23 protein-coding genes are annotated in these 16,524 nt (G+C 54.5%); 3 read left to right on the forward strand and 20 right to left on the reverse strand.

Annotated features, from left to right (window positions below; all coding sequences use genetic code 11):
- Window positions 1-60: 60 nt before the first annotated feature.
- The 5 genes from istB (OVA00_RS13840) to OVA00_RS13860 all read right to left on the reverse strand — a co-directional run bounded on the left by istB (OVA00_RS13840) (window position 61) and on the right by OVA00_RS13860 (window position 5,226).
- Entirely contained in the window at window positions 61-957 is an 897-nt protein-coding gene (istB, locus tag OVA00_RS13840) for an IS21-like element helper ATPase IstB (protein ID WP_268088791.1), read from the reverse strand.
- On the reverse strand, window positions 954-2,468 hold the full coding sequence (gene istA / locus OVA00_RS13845; RefSeq protein WP_034803536.1) for an IS21 family transposase: 1,515 nt from the start codon (window positions 2,466-2,468) through the stop codon (window positions 954-956). Before istA (OVA00_RS13845) ends, istB (OVA00_RS13840) begins: the two co-directional genes overlap by 4 nt.
- Before the next feature lie 161 nt (window positions 2,469-2,629).
- A complete protein-coding gene (locus OVA00_RS13850) occupies window positions 2,630-3,184 on the reverse strand; it encodes a recombinase family protein (RefSeq protein WP_268089155.1) in 555 nt (184 codons plus the stop codon).
- Between the two features lie 203 nt (window positions 3,185-3,387).
- Window positions 3,388-4,143, reverse strand: a complete 756-nt coding sequence (locus tag OVA00_RS13855; RefSeq protein WP_268089156.1) for a hypothetical protein — start codon at window positions 4,141-4,143, stop codon at window positions 3,388-3,390.
- Between the two features lie 42 nt (window positions 4,144-4,185).
- Window positions 4,186-5,226: a hypothetical protein gene (locus tag OVA00_RS13860; protein WP_268089157.1), complete on the reverse strand. Its 1,041-nt coding sequence runs from the start codon at window positions 5,224-5,226 to the stop codon at window positions 4,186-4,188.
- A 119-nt stretch (window positions 5,227-5,345) separates the two neighbouring features.
- Between OVA00_RS13860 and OVA00_RS13865 the strand changes: the two genes are divergently transcribed.
- Window positions 5,346-5,627: a hypothetical protein gene (locus OVA00_RS13865; protein WP_268089158.1), complete on the forward strand. Its 282-nt coding sequence runs from the start codon at window positions 5,346-5,348 to the stop codon at window positions 5,625-5,627.
- 16 nt (window positions 5,628-5,643) lie between these two features.
- Here OVA00_RS13865 and OVA00_RS13870 read toward each other — a convergent pair whose 3' ends face one another.
- The 7 genes from OVA00_RS13870 to OVA00_RS13900 all read right to left on the reverse strand — a co-directional run bounded on the left by OVA00_RS13870 (window position 5,644) and on the right by OVA00_RS13900 (window position 9,635).
- Entirely contained in the window at window positions 5,644-6,138 is a 495-nt protein-coding gene (locus OVA00_RS13870) for a hypothetical protein (protein ID WP_268089159.1), read from the reverse strand.
- Between the two features lie 32 nt (window positions 6,139-6,170).
- Window positions 6,171-6,641, reverse strand: coding sequence for a hypothetical protein (locus OVA00_RS13875; protein WP_268089161.1), 471 nt, complete (start codon window positions 6,639-6,641; stop codon window positions 6,171-6,173).
- The gene (locus tag OVA00_RS13880; protein ID WP_268089163.1) at window positions 6,641-6,838 is read right to left on the reverse strand and encodes a hypothetical protein; all 198 of its coding nucleotides are present in this window, start codon (window positions 6,836-6,838) and stop codon (window positions 6,641-6,643) included. Before OVA00_RS13880 ends, OVA00_RS13875 begins: the two co-directional genes overlap by 1 nt.
- Window positions 6,835-7,065: a hypothetical protein gene (locus tag OVA00_RS13885; RefSeq protein WP_268089164.1), complete on the reverse strand. Its 231-nt coding sequence runs from the start codon at window positions 7,063-7,065 to the stop codon at window positions 6,835-6,837. The genes OVA00_RS13880 and OVA00_RS13885 overlap by 4 nt, the downstream gene beginning before the upstream one ends.
- A gap of 57 nt (window positions 7,066-7,122) precedes the next feature.
- Complete coding sequence (locus OVA00_RS13890; protein ID WP_268089165.1) at window positions 7,123-7,506, reverse strand: hypothetical protein; 384 nt, start codon at window positions 7,504-7,506, stop codon at window positions 7,123-7,125.
- A gap of 105 nt (window positions 7,507-7,611) precedes the next feature.
- Window positions 7,612-9,117 carry a KAP family P-loop NTPase fold protein gene (locus OVA00_RS13895; RefSeq protein WP_268089166.1) on the reverse strand — a complete coding sequence of 502 codons (1,506 nt, stop codon included), beginning with the start codon at window positions 9,115-9,117 and terminating at the stop codon, window positions 7,612-7,614.
- A gap of 80 nt (window positions 9,118-9,197) precedes the next feature.
- Entirely contained in the window at window positions 9,198-9,635 is a 438-nt protein-coding gene (locus OVA00_RS13900) for a lysozyme (RefSeq protein WP_268089167.1), read from the reverse strand.
- A gap of 80 nt (window positions 9,636-9,715) precedes the next feature.
- Between OVA00_RS13900 and OVA00_RS13905 the strand changes: the two genes are divergently transcribed.
- Window positions 9,716-9,982 carry a hypothetical protein gene (locus tag OVA00_RS13905; protein WP_268089168.1) on the forward strand — a complete coding sequence of 89 codons (267 nt, stop codon included), beginning with the start codon at window positions 9,716-9,718 and terminating at the stop codon, window positions 9,980-9,982.
- A gap of 66 nt (window positions 9,983-10,048) precedes the next feature.
- Here OVA00_RS13905 and istB (OVA00_RS13910) read toward each other — a convergent pair whose 3' ends face one another.
- On the reverse strand, window positions 10,049-10,918 hold the full coding sequence (istB, locus tag OVA00_RS13910; RefSeq protein WP_268088741.1) for an IS21-like element helper ATPase IstB: 870 nt from the start codon (window positions 10,916-10,918) through the stop codon (window positions 10,049-10,051).
- Window positions 10,915-12,438: an IS21 family transposase gene (gene istA, locus OVA00_RS13915; RefSeq protein WP_442780504.1), complete on the reverse strand. Its 1,524-nt coding sequence runs from the start codon at window positions 12,436-12,438 to the stop codon at window positions 10,915-10,917. The genes istB (OVA00_RS13910) and istA (OVA00_RS13915) overlap by 4 nt, the downstream gene beginning before the upstream one ends.
- Before the next feature lie 383 nt (window positions 12,439-12,821).
- Here istA (OVA00_RS13915) and OVA00_RS13920 point away from each other — a divergent pair, with 383 nt between their 5' ends.
- The gene (locus tag OVA00_RS13920) at window positions 12,822-12,968 is read left to right on the forward strand and encodes a hypothetical protein (protein ID WP_268089172.1); all 147 of its coding nucleotides are present in this window, start codon (window positions 12,822-12,824) and stop codon (window positions 12,966-12,968) included.
- 74 nt (window positions 12,969-13,042) lie between these two features.
- Here OVA00_RS13920 and OVA00_RS13925 read toward each other — a convergent pair whose 3' ends face one another.
- The 6 genes from OVA00_RS13925 to OVA00_RS13950 form a co-directional block, all read right to left on the reverse strand.
- The gene (locus OVA00_RS13925; protein ID WP_268089173.1) at window positions 13,043-14,344 is read right to left on the reverse strand and encodes an ImmA/IrrE family metallo-endopeptidase; all 1,302 of its coding nucleotides are present in this window, start codon (window positions 14,342-14,344) and stop codon (window positions 13,043-13,045) included.
- A 95-nt stretch (window positions 14,345-14,439) separates the two neighbouring features.
- Window positions 14,440-14,913, reverse strand: coding sequence for a hypothetical protein (locus tag OVA00_RS13930; protein ID WP_268089174.1), 474 nt, complete (start codon window positions 14,911-14,913; stop codon window positions 14,440-14,442).
- A gap of 30 nt (window positions 14,914-14,943) precedes the next feature.
- Complete coding sequence (locus OVA00_RS13935; protein ID WP_268089176.1) at window positions 14,944-15,264, reverse strand: hypothetical protein; 321 nt, start codon at window positions 15,262-15,264, stop codon at window positions 14,944-14,946.
- Between the two features lie 33 nt (window positions 15,265-15,297).
- On the reverse strand, window positions 15,298-15,516 hold the full coding sequence (locus OVA00_RS13940; RefSeq protein ID WP_268089178.1) for a hypothetical protein: 219 nt from the start codon (window positions 15,514-15,516) through the stop codon (window positions 15,298-15,300).
- Between the two features lie 66 nt (window positions 15,517-15,582).
- A complete protein-coding gene (locus OVA00_RS13945; RefSeq protein WP_268089179.1) occupies window positions 15,583-15,822 on the reverse strand; it encodes an NUMOD3 domain-containing DNA-binding protein in 240 nt (79 codons plus the stop codon).
- Between the two features lie 14 nt (window positions 15,823-15,836).
- A complete protein-coding gene (locus OVA00_RS13950) occupies window positions 15,837-16,430 on the reverse strand; it encodes an NUMOD3 domain-containing DNA-binding protein (protein ID WP_268089180.1) in 594 nt (197 codons plus the stop codon).
- Between the last annotated feature and the right edge of the window lie 94 nt (window positions 16,431-16,524).

The following is a 16,524-nucleotide window of genomic DNA, read 5'->3' on the forward strand; positions in this document are numbered from 1 at the left end:
GTTCAATGCCTATAGCGCGGCGATCAGGATGAGACGGCGGCGACAATCTGGATGAGACTCTTATGTCGCGGTCGGGATGAAAGTATCATGCTGATTGTCGCTGGCAAGAGTCTCGTCGTGTTCTGATTGCCGCTCCGCGACAATCTGGGAAGCACTTTTAATTGTCGCGAAGGCGGCAGGTCTGCCGCGCTGGCGTTTGGCTTCCATGGCGGAACGTCGCCGATAGCTTTCGACGTTCATTTCGAAGATCGTTGCGTGATGAACAAGTCGGTCCACCGCCGCAAGCGTCATGGCCGGGTCCGGAAAGACGCGGTTCCATTCCCCGAAGGGCTGATTGGCGGTGATCATGATGGAACGCCGCTCATATCTTGCGGAGATGAGTTCGAAGAGCACGCTGGTTTCGGCCTGGTCCTTGGTGACGTAGGCCAGATCGTCGAGGATGAGCAGATCGAACTTGTCGAGCTTTGCGATGGCGGATTCGAGCTGGAGCTCACGCCGTGCGACCTGCAGCTTCTGAACGAGGTCGGTCGTGCGCGTGAACAGCACTCGCCAACCGTTCTCGATCAGTGCGAGGCCAATGGCTGCGGCGAGATGGCTCTTTCCGCCTCCGGGCGGGCCGAACAACAGGATATTGGCACCTTTGGCGAGCCAGCTATCGCCGGCGGCAATGGCCATGACCTGCGCCTTGGAGACCATGGGCACAGCGTCGAAAGCGAAGCTCTCGAGGGTCTTTCCGGGCGGCAGATGCGCCTCGGCGAGGTGACGTTCGATCCTGCGATGCGCCCGTTCAGCCAGCTCGTGTTCGGCGATAGCGGAGAGGAAGCGAGCCGCGGGCCACCCTTCACGATCGGCCTGTTCGGCAAATTGCGGCCACAGCGTTTTGATTGTCGGCAGCCTCAGGTCTTTGAGCATGATGCCGAGGCGGGCTTCGTCGATGGTGTTGTGGACATTTTTCATGCGGCCTCTCCCGCATAAGCAGGCCCCATCAGGGCTTCATAGCTATTGAGCGATGCGAGCTGCACATGAACGGTCGGCAACTGGTCCGGGTCCGGGCCGAAGATGGCTCTCAAGGCCATCAGGTCGGGCAGTTTGCGGGCGTCGAGCGTTCTGGCAAGCTCCTCGGCCAGTTCACGCTCGCAACCACGATCATGAGCCAGGGCCAGCAGTTCGACGGTGACCTTGCAAGCCTGCCGGTCAGGCAGTTGCTCGATGAGAGTGTCGAAAGCCCTTCGGTATTCCGGCCGAGGGAAGAGCTTGTCGCGATAGACCAGGTTGAGAAGCGCCATCGGCTTTTTGCGCAGGGAATGAATGACGTGGTGATAGTTGACGACCTGATCGTGCTTGCCGCTCGCATGGGCGCGACCTCGCGGCAACGTCAGCAGATGCGTGCCGCCGATGAAGACGTCGAGACGATCGTCAAACAAACGCACACGCAGCCGATGGCCGATCAAACGGGAGGGGACGGTGTAGAAGACTTTGCGCAAGGCGAAGCCGCCGGTGCGCGACACGGTGACGACCACCTCCTCGAAGTCGGTGGTGCGGCGAGCGGGAAGTGCCTGCAGATGCGGGCGCTCGGCATCGATGCGCTTGCCATGCGCGGCATTGCGGCGGCTGACGATCTCGTCGATGAAGGCGCGGTAGGAGCGGAGATCGTTGAAGTCTCGGGTGCCGCGCATCAGGAGTGCATCGCGGACGGCGCTCTTGAGATGGCCGTGGGAACTTTCGATCGAACCGTTCTCGTGGGCGATGCCCTTGTTGTTACGGGTTGGCGTCATCCGGTAATGAGCGCACAGGTCCTCATAGCGGTTGGTGAGATCGACCTTGGCATCGGCATCGAGGTTGCGGAAGGCGGCCGACAGGCTGTCGCTGCGGTGATAGAGCGGCGAACCGCCGACCGACCACAGGGCGTTCTGCAGGCCCTCCGCCAAGGCGACGAAGCTTTCGCCGCCAAGGATGACATGGGCGTGTTCGAAGCCCGACCAAACCAGCCGGAAGTGATAAAGCAGATGGTCGAGCGGCTGGCCGGCGATCGTCACGCTGAGGCTGCCCATGTCGGTAAAATCCGACAGCCCCAACCGGCCGGGTTCGTGCGTCTGGCGAAAGATCACCTCCTGTGCCTCACCGTGAACGGCCCGCCAGGACCGAATGCGCCGCTCAAGTGTGCGGCGAATGCCTTCGGGCAGTTCCGGATGACGTCGCAGCATCTCGTCGTAAACGGCGACCGCACGAATGCCGGGAGCGGCCTTGAGAAGCGGAACAACCTCCGCATCAAAGATATGCTCAAGCGGATCGGGGCGACGCCGACCGCGCGGCGGCTTGTTCTGCGACGGAAGGCGCTGCTCTTTCTCGATGCGGAATGCCGTCGCCCGGCTGATCGACGCCTTCGCGGCGGCGACCTCAACAGAATGCGTTTGTCGATACTTCATGAATAATCTCATCTGATGATCGGTTACATGGCGACCCGGCACAAAGGTGGTTCTCCATTCCAGAAAACCGCCACCGTAGCGGGCCGACCGCGATCATGAGACGCCTAAAAATTGCGCCGCGGCGGGAGTGTAACTCCGGTCGGGCTACGCCCTCCCTTCGTCACACCCCCGCCGCCGAGTCTCATCCTGATTGACGCTGAATCTCACCTTGATTGCCGCCGCGCAAATGCCGCCGCAATTGCTGCAGGACTATCAATGCCGCTATCGATGAGCGTCTGTATGTGCCGTTGAATGCCCTCGGCAAATGTACTTGCTTCCTCAACACGTGCCGCATTGGTTCCCCACTCGGAACCACCTGCACGCTTCGCAGCAATTGCTACCTTCGTGCGATGGCTGATCATCTCACGTTCTTTTTCCGCTACTGCTGCCATTATGTGGAACTGGAAGTTATCTGCATGCGGCATATCACATGCCTTGATTGGCACGTTGCGCTTCAACAGCCCCGATATGAAATGCACATCTCGTGACAAGCGGTCGAGTTTGGCAATGACCAGTACGGCATTGCGCTGCTTTGCTACGTCCAGCGCTTTCTCTAGTTCGGGTCTGTCATCGCGCTTGCCAGATTCTACCTCTGTGAACTCGGCGATGATTTCCTGTCCGTGTGCTAATTGCCGAACTGCTGCGCGCTGCGCTTCGAGACCTAAGCCGGACTTTCCCTGCATAGTTGTGGAAACGCGATAGTATGCGACGTATTTCATGATGACCTCAGACAGTGAACGTGCGTTCATTGTCTGCTGCCAAACAAAGTGAAGGGCGAGCGCAAAGATCGGTTGCCCTTCGATGCAAAAGGCACAAAATGCTTCACTCTTCGGATTTTATCGTGTGGTTATGGTGATTACTGGTATCTGGTGTTGATTATGTGAAGTCTGCAAATGCTTTGCTGATACCTCGCTGATAGACTTCAATACACTTTATCATCACGTTCAATTTCGATTGCTACCGGCAACCGTAAATGAGGCTCAATCATCGCTTCTATCTTTTTCGAAGACAGATCATCGTATAATTGCATCTCTATTTCATGAACTTCGTCAATCAGTTTGTGCTGAGTTTCGACTTCATCCTTTTTCAACATTCTCTCGTTTGCCCTTGTGGCAAGTCTCTCGATGCGCAATTGCCTTCGCAAAGCGTTAGAGGACTTTTTCGACACATCAGCAAGCCAGCCTGACACATCATCCCCAAATACGAACCTTGCAGTCTCAGCGGCATCTCTTATTTTCCGCATTAATTCCCGTGTCACCGAACCTTCCGTGTGCAGTTCGTAGGCAATATCATTCAATTGGTTGTAGACGTGGATGCGCTTTTCAAAGAGAGCAAGTTGATAGTTGGCCTTCGCACTTGCAAGCGCGATACGCGTTTGTTCTTCTGCGGCGGCTGCTTGCTTGTCCATCACTACGCGTGACGCCGCGAATTCTCCCCGGGTCAGCGCCAGTTCCTGCCGCTGAATCAACACAGCGGCGACCAGCCAAAGGAAGGCAAGCGGAGCGAACAAACCACTAAGCGTGTCTCCCAGAAAGTTCATCTTCAGGTGTTCAGCCCACTCACCCGGAGTTGCCCTCATAGTATCGTGCGCGGACCACAAGGCCACGACATAGGCGACCGTCAAAACGAGCACGAGCCCCGCCCAGTCAACCGAGCGCCTTTTATGGTCTGTATCCATGATTTGCCTTTGAAACTGTCGAGGGGTCGTTTTCTAGTGGCCTTAAGCCGTGAAGTTCAGCAACTGCTTTTGCATGAACTCGTTACATTTCATTCCGTATTTGATATCGACATAGTTATGGTGGGATGAATTACCATTGGCCGAATAGAGCCCAACGATCTTTCTCTTTAACTTGACCTCAATATCATTGGTGAGCCCAAACCCCGTTGAGTAAACGCTCGTGTAATAGGGTTTGTTGTCGGGCAAACCTGCGTCCAACAGTTCCATGTTCTGATTTGCAAAGGCGAATCCAAGGAATACGATGTTTCGTGCGTCCTTAATGGCACCCTTGATGTGGTCCACAAGAGATCGATCCTCGACGGTTTCGGACCACGTTATCAGATTGTTTGCGACGTGATACAGATCGGCGTTTGCGAGCGGCGTTCCGTATGCGATCTGACTTAGACGCCCTAGCGATCCGTACGGATGAATTATGTTTATGCTCTCGACTATCTTCCTTGCATATTTCCTGTCGATGCCGCGATAGGCTCTTTGTATGGCGTACTCCAAGTAGTGCTCAATGCACCGATCATAATTGAAGCAGATGATCGTTATGTTGTCGCCAATCGTTTCAACATCATTCGCCCTAACACCCTCGAACAGTGCCCGAGCAAACGTGGATATCCAGGTGTCCTGAACATTGCTCCAATTGATGCCATCGCCTTCATGTCCCTTGGGTGGAACTAATTTCGATTTTCCTTCGGCATCCAAGATGGCGTGGGCGATCTGAATCTTTCCGAGTTCCGCTATCATCGAGTCCTCGCTATAGCGGTTTATGTACTCGTCGATTGACCCTGCTGTCTCAACACCCAAATTGATATCGCCAAAGGCGCGGAACGCCTTCTCCAGCATATGCTGGTCGCGCTCGTACTTGCCGTAAACGGTCTCGTAAATTTTGCGGTTGCCCTTCGACGGAAATCGTCCGTGCTCGAAGTAGAAGTGGCTGTTATCGCGTATCTGCTCCAACAGGTTCCAGCCCACCGGCAGGCCGAACTCATTGCTGGCTCCCGCGCCAACGACAAATACCGTGTTATCCTCGTACATAGCGCCCCGACTGGATCAGATTCCGTTTTCGTGAGTTGGCGAGCCTGTAGAATCCTACAATTTCGAACTCGCCGTGCCGCAACTATAACTGGCGCACTGATTCACGGAAGGGCTTGCAGATGGAATTCACGCTTTGGGCATATCAGGTGACGCCGCCTTACGACGACACCCTGTACTTCGCGGAGAATGAGGCTGACTGCCGACGCGCTGCGCTTGAGCAACGTGCTGAATTGAAGGCAAACGACCCCGAAGACTACGAGGAACTAGGCGCGATGGCTCTGTACGAGTTTGTGTTTCGTTCCATGGGTGCCGCCGACCTCGTTGCCGTCTTAAATGACGACGCATCGATTATCGAGGCGTGTGCGGTGGAGCGGAAACTTGTGGGGCTGATCGCGGACTAGCCAACTCGTGCGGTCATCAGTCAATTTTATCGCATATGCCTACTGTGATCGCTGGCGTATTCGTATTGTGGTCGGGATCCATATAACCGCCATCGTATGCGATCTGGAACTTCCTCGTTCCCAAGTTGAACCAATAATTGTAGGCAACTTGAGTGCAGCGGATCGCACGTCCTGTTGCCATGACGATATCTTTGGAACTCCCCCAATCTGAGCAGATTTCGCCATCCCCCGCTTCACCAAACTTTTTCACTCGCACGTCGTAAAGCCGGTACATTGAGTCCAGCAATTCATATTTGCCGGTCTTACCTGTAAACTTCACTTTTAGGAGCACCGCATCGTTCTCGGTATTGAATGAAACGGACTTCCATTGGTTTGTCGTTTGGTCGAAACGGATGCCAGCACTCGCCGTCGCCTTGCACAAGTACGAGCCGGAAAGGTCCGGTGGAAGGGTATCGCCGGCAACGGCTGAAGACGCGCCAATTAATAGCGCGACGCTTGGCAGTGTTCGCATTTAGGAAGCCCCCCAATTACCCAGCGAACCTACTACAGGGCAGAGCCACCCTGCAACTTGAACAGCATTGCCTCTTTCGCGTCCTCGAACAGGTAGAAATGCTCTTCCGTGCATGGGAGCGACCACGCGATTACCCTGTGTTTGCAGTTGGCATCGATCCAGTCCACAGCCTCATATGCGGCTAGGCTCGGGTAAACCATGTACGTGCCCGACATCGTGAATGCGCCGTTCAGCGCGTGCGTTGCCTTATTGCTGGCGTTGGCTCGGCACTCCGGGTGTTTGCGAGCGTAATCGTATTCGCGTGCCGTGTCGTTGCGCACGAACGTCCATGTGAAGCCGTTACCGCGGAATGGTGCCAGGTATTCCGGGTCGATCACTTGACCGATTGCGTCGAATAGTTCGGCCTCGCTATCTGCGAGCACGGTATGGCCGTTGATCTGGCAGTTATAGATGGTACCGGCTTGGTGGAGCCCGACATGACCGGGGATTGCTGCGCTGCTCATTACTCGCCTCCGTAGGTGATTTTGAACAGCACGGCTTGACGAGTGTCCTTGAATTGCAGTTGGACGCGTTGTGCGCGGTAGTCGTCGGGCGTGCAGGTCCACCCTTCAAGTGCGCCCTCCGCACGTGCTCTATGAAGCACGTTTACTGCGAAGCACGAGTAATTGTCCTGGCCGTGGTGATGGGTGCGCTCGATCATTGCTCACCCCCATGGACCAACTTGAACAACATGGCGTTGTCCCGTTGGGCTTCATCGAAAAACACCGTCAGAAGCAAACCGTCTCTAGCCGGATTTGGACCCACGCCGCTCAACGTTTCCGTGAACATGGAACGATCCGCTGCACCGGCTAGACGCGCTTGATGATAGATTTCGAGTGAGTCCGACCAATTATGAATCGGGATTTGAATTTCGATTGGATTTCTCATCATGATTACTCCTTGAGATTGTTGCTCAAGACTATTTATGTAACCACTTGCTCCGGCTTATTGGTTTGGCTTCTCGTCGCTCTTGATGATGTCCAACAGATCGCCTGCTGATGTTTGCTTTGGCAACTTCGGATTTGCTGCCCAACGATGCGCTAGTTTCAACACGCCTTCGGCCATATACATGCCGATCAATCCAACGCCGAAAGCCAGCCCCGGTGTCGCTGCTATTCCCACGTACAGGACGATAAGCGGGGTCAAATAGGTCGCGCATAGTGCGCCGACGACTACGTGACTAAGCAGTTCCCATGTCAGTTTCTTGTTCTGCACGATGGCGCGAACGAATGCACCGGCTAGGCCTGCAATGAAGTGAGTGGGATCAACACCGATGCTTGCGAAGAACGCAGATAGTGCTTTGAGGAACGCGACGATTGATTCAACCATGATGGGTTCTGCCTATGTTTGTGAACCCATCACAATGAGAGTCCTGCCATCCGTATTTAACGGGAAACAGGGAATTGGCTAGAAAATGACTAGCCGAGCAATTATCTACATTCTATTGTTCTCAACTAGATTTTCTTCCGCTTGCGTTAACAGCCCAGCGTGCTTAATTATTTTACTGTATTTTGTTATGATCGACTTTCCATCTTTGTTTGTGTTGGCGAACCGCTTTGAGTACTCGTCCGTCATAGCGGTGTGAGCCCACCTCTGATGCATGTTCTTTTCGCCCATGTTTCTCTGTGAATTCTCATTCATATAGGTGATGATCGTCTTCTTCGACACGGTAAGAAGTGTGTGCGCATAGTTTGTTATACTAACGAATTCCCCGCCGCCAATTTGAATATGAATGAACTGTAACTTCTTAACTTGCTCCCACAACCAACCGCTCTCTGTTATATGATCTATATTCTCACCGAGTATGTACCCGTAAATTAGTGGGTACATTATGCAGAGATGTATCTTTAAGTCGTATTGCCATACCGTCGTAATGCTCATGAGAACGTCTAGAGCAGCCTGAATCTCTCTGAGACTCATCCCCATTTGTTCAGAGGCTTGGGCAAGAAATTCACGTGCCTCCATTTGCCCGGGAGAAACACTCCAAAGGTTCTCCCTTGTTCCGCTTGCATCCAGCAGTGCACCGATTAATTGACGGTTGTTGGCTTCGGGCAGCGTGTAGGTTCTATTGAAAAACCTCTGAAGATACCGCTGACTGTCGAAACCTGCGCCATAAACACCTTTGATCGAATGCGCTAGTTGCTTTGTGTCGGTCGATATCAGAAACACTACGTTGTCTATATCGAACAGGTGCTTAATACGTTCAAGCATCGCAATTGCGTATGGAGGCCTGCATCGATCCAGTTCATCCACGAACACGAACAGCGGGAGATGTTTATTATTGCCGACGATCTCGTGTGCTCGTAACATCGCTGCCATGCTGTCTCGGAAGTTATCGAGGCTCTCTTTTGCCTCTTGGAAGTCCTTGATTCTTTTCGCAGCGAATGCGTCGATGATCTCGTCTGTGACTTCAGTAAGTTGGGCTTCCGCGCCGTCCGCCAGTTCCTTGACGAGCGCCGCATTGTCAGGCGTGTGTTTCTCAAAAAGTTCAATGATCTCGTCCGTCGATTCGCCGATTGCCCATTTGGAACCACGTTTCAGCCCGCCTTTCAGCCCCATCCAGAAGATCTTCGCAGCGTTGCTTTTCATAACCTCGTAGGCTTTCTTCAAGGCGGCAACATTCTTGCCTTTGCCACCGGCGGCTTTCTTGAAGAAACTTTCGATCTCGCTGATTACGGCTGTGTAGGGGTCGTCCGTGAAATCGCTCTTCCAAGCGTTGATGAAGACTGCCGGATGTTCCTTTGACAACTGCTGGAAGAACCGTTCCATGAAGAACGTCTTTCCGAATCCCCATTCGGCCTGCACATTGACGACATATGCGCCTTTAATCCCCGCTAACTGCCGCTCGTGAACACGACCAATCAGAAAGGCTCGAAGATACTCGGCCTTCTCCTGCCGACCGAGTTTGTCTTCGGCCCAAATTTCAGCGATATCGGTCACTTTGCGTCTCCCAGCAGCCACTTCGTCGCGCGATTACGGCAACATTCGTCGGAGAGTTGCAAGGGGCTCGCGAGTGCTAATCACAACCTGTAAAGGGCCATCTCCGCAGCGCGGCGATTGACGAGGCCTTGTAGGCGTTTGCCGCCAGCATTCACCCACTGCATCCAACTGCGCTCGATATCCGCGACGGGAGCCTTTGCGTTGATGCGCTTGAGCAGAGTGGACTTTGCAAGGTTCCCTTCCCCGAGATTGTAAGTCCAAGAGACGAGAGCGCCGCGTTGGTTCTCGGTGAGTTTTACCTTTACCAGTTTTGCGACCTGGGCTTCAAAATGGGCAAGGTCCACGAGAAGCAACCGCTCGGCCTCTGCTGCCGTGATCCGCTTCTTGCCGATGTCGGCGGGCTTGAGTGTCTTGGTGTGGCCGTAACCGATAGTTGCGACCCCGACTGCATCCGCGTAGCAGAGCAGTTTGCAGCCTTCGGAAATCTTGATCAGGTCAGTGGATGCTTTGTTTAACATCCGGTATTTACCGGATGGCGGCTTGACTCCCCTAGGAGTATGTTCCTAATTCGTTCTCATTTCCGCGAATGGAGAGGACCATGAAACACCCGCGAGGCATCGATTTGACACCGCCGTTCCGGCCCAAAGATTACACGGAGCACAATCCCTCGCAGTACCATACGATCAGAGGCATGGCAGAGTGGGAGGTGCTGGGCTGCAAGTGCGGGGCTTGCGGACACATCGGCTGGCTAAACAAAGAGACGGTGATGCGCGCTTTCGGAGATCAGTATCTGATGAACCTGCGCAACCGGCTGCGTTGCGAATGCGGCAACAAGGTTTATAGCGCGACATCGCAGATGACATAGCGAGCGACATCGCTGGTGACTGATTCTACGGCCACATTTAGGTAGTGACTGATCCGTTTCTTTTGATCAAGAGCGATGTCGCTGATCGATGTCGTGGAGCGACATCGGTCTGTTGATGCTGTGTTGGCTTTCATTTGTTTGATCGATGTCGCTGGCGCTGGTGGCCACTGTCGCTGAGTGCCGTTGCTCTGTGGCTGTTCGGCGTCGGAAGCTTTCGACATTCATCTCGAAGATGGTTGCATGGTGCACGAGCCTGTCGATGGCGGCGATGGTCATGGCTTTGTCGGGAAAGAGGCTATCCCAGGCTCCAAATGGCCGGTTTGCTGTAATCATGATGGATCGCCGTTCGTACCTGGCGGCAATGAGCTCGAACAGCACACTGGTCTCGGCTTGGTCCTTGTGAACGTAGGACAGGTCATCAAGGATGAGCAGATCGAATTTGTCGAGCTTGTCGATGGCGGCTGTCAATGCGAGTTCCTGCCGGGCCGTCTGGAGTTTTTGAACGAGATCGATGGTTCTCGTGAACAAAACCCGCAAGCCTTTTTCGACGAGAGCAGCACCGAGGGCCGCACTCAAGTGGGTCTTGCCTGATCCTGGCGGTCCAAACATAAGGATCGTGCCGCCTTTGGCGAGCCAGGCATCGCCTGCTGCCAGCGCCATGACATGAGCCTTTGAGATCATGGGAACGGCTGCGAAGTCGAAGCTGTCGAGGGTTTTTCCGGCTGGTAGCCGGGCCTCGGCGAGATGACGCTGGATGCGCCGTTGCACGCGCTCGGCCATCTCCAATTCGCAAAGCGTGGCCAACAGCCGTGCGGCCGGCCAGCCTTCGCGGTCGGCCCGTTGAGTGAGTTCAGACCAGAGGCGTGCGAAGGTGGGAAGCCGCAAGTTCGCCAGCATGAGCGGCAGTTTTGCGACATCGACGGATGAGGTGTTCATTGCATTGCTCCTGCTGTGAGAAGGCGGTCATAGTCGGCTGCTGTGGGCAGCACGACCTCGATGTCGGGGACGCTATTGCCGGCGACATCGAAGCGGGATTGCAAGGCGGCCAGATCGGGCAGCTTCCTTGCGTCGAGGATCATCTCCAATGCCAATGCGAGTTCGGCTTCGCATGCGCAGGAATGGGCAAGCCAGAGAAGGCCGACCATGGTTTTGCAGGCGGTGCGCTGATCGAGCCTCTTGTTCATGGCCTGCCAGGTCCGGGCAAAGGCGGCACGGGGAAACAACTGGTCGCGGTAAACGAGATTGGCCAGCGCTTGCGGCTTACGGCGAAGGCTGTGAATGACATGGCGGTAATCGACGACATGTGCGTGTTGGCCGCTCTTGCCACTGGACGGTGGACGTCCGCGCGGCAGGGTAAAGGCATGGCTGGATGCGAGATAACATTCCAGGCGATCGTCGTAGAGCCGGACCCGCAGGCGGTGGCCGATATAGGTGGAGGGGGCGGTATAGAAGACCCTGCGCAAGGTGAAGCCGCCAGACGACGTCACCACAACGACGGCATCATCGTAATCGGTGGTCTTGCGTTGCGGTAACGCCCTGAGATGATCCATCTCGACGGCCAGTTCCTGTCGGCGCAAGGCATTATGCCTGCTGATCTGCTCGGCGACGAAGCGGCGGTAGTCGTCGAGCGTGGCGAAGTCGTCCGAGCCGCGCAACAGCAACGCTTGTTCGAGCCTGTCCTTCAAATGACCATTGCGGCTTTCAATGCTGCCGTTTTCGTGGGCGACGCCGCGGTTGTTGCGGGTCGGCGTCATCTGGTAATGGGCGCAAAGTGCCTCGTAACGCCGGGTCAGGTCCTCTTGCGTCTCGTCGGCACGGTTGGTGAAAGCCGCCGACAACGAATCGCTGCGGTGCTCAATCGGACAAGCACCCAGGCTCCACAATGCGTTCTGCAGGCCGCTGGCCAGAGCAGTAAAACTCTCGCCGCCCAGAACGACTTCACCGTGTTCCCAGCCGCTGTAAACCAGAACGAAGTGGTACAGCCGATGGTCAAGTGGCACGCCGGCAATGGTCACGCCCAGCGACCGGCAGTCGGTAAAGTCTGACATGCCCTGGCGACCGGGTGGATGGTTCTGGCGGAAGATCACTTCCTGTTGCGGCCCATGGGCGGCTTTCCATTCCCGCACGCGCCGCTCAAGAGTGCGCCGTGCCGCTGTCAGCTCGCGCTCGGGGTAGCGCAGGCAAAGGTCACGCAGAATGGTCACCGGACGCAAGTTCGGCGCGCGCTCGAGAAGCGGAACCACCTCGCTTTCCCAGAGATCGGTGAAAGGATCGGGCCGACCGCCGCCGTGGCCGCGTTGCGCCTTTTTCTCGGAGGGAAGGCGCGGGTCTTTGTCGAGCCGAAAGGCGGTGCTGGCGCTAAAGCCAGACATCGCCGCGGCGGTTTCCCGAGGATGTTTTTTGTTCAATCTCATATACAGTCTCGCTTGCTGATCCGTGATCGGTTTGCCTGGCATCCAGGTCCTCTTCCTCGCAGTTGAAGATCCAGGACTTAAGGCAATCGTCGCGGCCGAAGGCGCGGAAAAATCCGCGCCGCGCGGGGCCAACCTACGGACGGGCTACGCCCATCCTCCGGTCGGCCCCGCGCGTCACCAGCGATGTCGCTGAGTAGTCAAGTGCGATGTCGCGCAGCAAAGGTTGGCAATACCGTGCTGATAGGCCGATTGCCGAGATAGCAAAAAAGTTTGAGATACTGGATGCCGTTCCAGAGTCTTGGGGCTAATTCGGTAACATAGGGAATAGGGGCAACAGTCGGAAGCCTGTTCCCTACGTTATAGGACGATAGCCGTCGGGCTTTTGTCCATTTTCATACAATTCAAGCCTTGAAAGGAGCCCCCCTATGGTGACTGCTATTATCGCTGCTGCGTGCGCGATATTTGGAACGACGATTGCAACGAAGATCGTTGAGGATATCTACAATTGGCTGAAGCCGCTCGTCGTGGCGAAGTTCAAGCGCCCCAAGCGGTATCGCATACTGTTCGTATAGGGCTGCGAATGGAGAAGCCCGAACGATGCCGGGCTTCTCCATTTGTTCAAGATATGCGCAAATCGCTTTGTACGTCAGTGAATATCCGTCTGAAAATTAGCGAATATCTCCCCGATCAACTTTGTACTCGATGCATTACCATACCTACGCTGATCATTCACGATCCCGAGTTTCTTCAATCTAATTTCCGTAGCCTGTTTCGAAACACGAAAATATTGCGATAGGTCTGTGAGAAGTTCATTGTACGGTTGATAGTTCCAAGGCTTATCGTCGACGTAGACATAGCCAAAGCCAATGTCGCGCATTTTAAGTCTTCTACAGCCAACCTCGGCAGCGAGACGGAAGACTCGGTCGGGTAGGATTATCTCCGACGCGAATAGGTTAGCCTGCAACTCTAGCCGCGTGAAATCGAACCGTTCTGCCGTCTCCACATCTACCAACAGGTCCCGCTCGATTACCGTCTCTGAGCGCAGATACGTTCCGTGCCCCAGGCAGAAATGGCCGATTTCATGACCGATGGTGAAACGTTCTCGAAAGTCGTTGTGATGTTCATTGATCTCAATTGAGTGCCGGTCGAAGTTAGCCGAACCCAAAATCAAGGTGCCATCCTCATCGAAAACAGTTGTTCGACTGGACTTCAGGTCTAGGGACATTGCCTCGCATACCTTCCGGAGATCAACGGCACCCTCCTTATAGCCGATCCCTTCCAAGATTTCGGTGGCGAAGGCCCTAATGTCTTCCGTGGACATATACGGCACCGAAACTCTGTCGCTGCCACCCGATGATTTCTCGGCAGGGTCCTGTTCAAAGTACTCCAGCAATTGACCCATGCTGTTGAAAAATTTCCCGTCAAAATAGGCCGAAAACTTCAACGACTTGACGCGATGTCCCTCCTCAAAAATCTGCGATTTTACGAAGGCACTTTCGACGGAGTACCGATGACGACGCTCTGCCACCACATCCGCTCCGGACTCGCTGAACTTCACGATGCCCATTGACCTGCTTCTAGCAATGTTTTCCGCGCCGGATTGCAAGCGCGACGACACGACGAGAATGCCTTTCACGGAATGCCCGAAAATCCGGCCCATCTTGTCTGAGAAATCCGTCACCCGACTTTCGGGAATACCGGACTTATAGTTCTTGCATTCAAACACGACGTGGGAATGCGGCGTCTCTGCGCCCTCCCGGTAAACCTCTATGACAACGTCAAATTCGACCGGCTTCTTCCTCTGTGGGCAATCATACTTTGGCTTCTTGCGAATCCTGCACAGTTCTGACGGATACAAGCCGTAGACGCGACCTCCGCGCTCTTGCTGTTCGATGAGATAATCGAACAGCGCGTCTTCAAGTTTATTGCCCTTGGCAGTGGTATTCACGAGTGGTCCCCGACCATAACAACCGACTCGGGATCATCCGTCATTTTTCTAATTTCCGCTATTTCTAAGTGCCGATGGGCAATTGGCACTCCCACCTACAATTGAACACCGCTGTCGATGTCGGTGAACTCGATTGAGCCGCAACCCGACAGGCGACGCCCCTTCGACAATTCCGCAATTAGATTTGGCAGATGGCGCAGTTGGCCTTCTGAGAAGTCGTTACGACCGGCGACTTTGTCATCGTAGAGTTCGACTACGAAATCTTCCCATGTCTGCGTGCGACCTGTGCCACGCTTCGCACTGGACGCGCTAAGCATGATGCTGGCATCCGCCTGGAATGCCTTGTGTATCGTGGTGAGTTCACGCAGCAGCAGATCGAGCCAGTTGCGATCCTTCTTCGTGAATTCCATGAATGCGCTTGTGCTGTTGCGCTTTATCTTGCGTTTGTAGGAAATGCGCGTGACCGGCTTTGCCATAAGATCGGCAAGCGGATCGAGGCTCTTAACTGCGGGCGAGACCTTTGCGGCTTCGAATAGGTTCTCAAAAATGCTTTCGTTTGCAAATTCCATTTTCTTTACTCCTTACTGAAATGAATTTGATTATTTGAACCAACTACGCTTTTGCGCTTTACCACACTGGATTTGAGACAGGTTCCATGCACTTTCCATTGCTCGCTGATGCTCTGCCATGATCTTCTCCTTGTCACGGCGAGTAAGAACACGCTCAAGAGCCTCTTCAATGACAGCATTCGATTGACGCCATATCGCATTTGTCTGTTCCGTCTGCGCAGCATCATATTCGGCTAGCAACTTGTGGCGGCCTTCATTATTCTCTGCAATGCCTTTGAGTAAGTTTATCGCCTTTGTAATGGCATTCTCGGCGTCTTTGATCGCTTTTATAAGTTCTGCATTGTCGCTCATTAGTAAGTTCTCCTTTTCTAGTATGTATTCTATTTATGCCTTGGCCTTCTTATTGGTGAAATATCTGCGCAATCCCTCTGAAATCTTTTTGCCATCTTCTGGGTTGCGCTTTTTTCCTGCCTTGCCAGCGCTAATTGCTGCTTTGGCTTCTTCTGTACGGGGAACACCGCGCTTTGCTGCTGCGATCTTCTCGCGGACTTCCTGCGGCTTTGTCGTGCCGATTAGTCCGTGCGGTTTCTTTGGCTTGTCCATGTGGCCTCCTTGTTCTGGTATTTACTCAAGGAAGCAAAACCCGGCTTGTTAGGCCGGGTTCTGAGGTCATCCGTTTCTCGCCGCCCTAACTGCGGCCCAACGTGCCGTCGCGGCCTCGCTCTTGCGGGCCTTCGTTTCGTCACTATCTCGCACGCCGTTTCGGGCTTTTGCGATAGCCGCCCGTGTTGCCTCGCTGACTGATTTCCCCCGGTTGCCTTCACCGATCTTGCGGCGGGTCTCATCGGAATGGCGCTGTCCGGTGCGCGCCTTGCGGATCTTCTCTATCGTCTCTTTGCTATGGGCCATTTTGTTTTTCCTTCTTATTGGGCTCTACGGGCCAGCATTGCGGCCCGGATTTTCGCCTTTGTCTCTTCCGACATTTTACGACCTCGCTTGGCCTCGGCCATCTTCTGGCGAGTTTCGTCCGAATGGGTCGTGCCGCGCTTCGCCTCGGACATCTTGGCCTTGGTCTCATCGCTATGCGTGGTGCCGATTTTCTTGGCTCGGATTTTCGACTTGCTCTCTTCACTATGCGTGTCACCGGCTTTGAACTGGTTCACGCGCTTGCTGTCTTCGGCATTGATGAAGGCCGCATTGGCGAAGTTCATCACGCGAGTTTCGTAGGCCTCGCTGGACTTCCACGAGAGCACGTAACGGCTCTTGCAGCGGAAGAAGGAATCGACCGTTCCCTTCTTGATCGCCTTGCGGATGGTGTTCATGCGGCTCGGCGTGATGAGCGCAATAAACTCTGCGAATGTCAGTTGGAAATCGACACCCTCGTTAATCTGGTAACGACGGGCAGCGTCGTATCGCCATGCGAGTACATCCAGGAGTTCGGGCTCAACGCTTGGAGAATGTCCGCTTCTGATGCTATCAAGAAATTGACGAACGGATGGGTGATCTTGTAGGTTCATCTTATAGGCCTCTGTTTGTTGTTGTTATAGGCTGGGAAACGCAAAGCAGTACGCGTCTAACCTTCTGGTTATATTTATACTGGAGCAGGTTTTC

It is taken from the genome of Ensifer sp. SL37 (assembly GCF_026672675.1).
Lineage (GTDB): Bacteria > Pseudomonadota > Alphaproteobacteria > Rhizobiales > Rhizobiaceae > Ensifer > Ensifer adhaerens.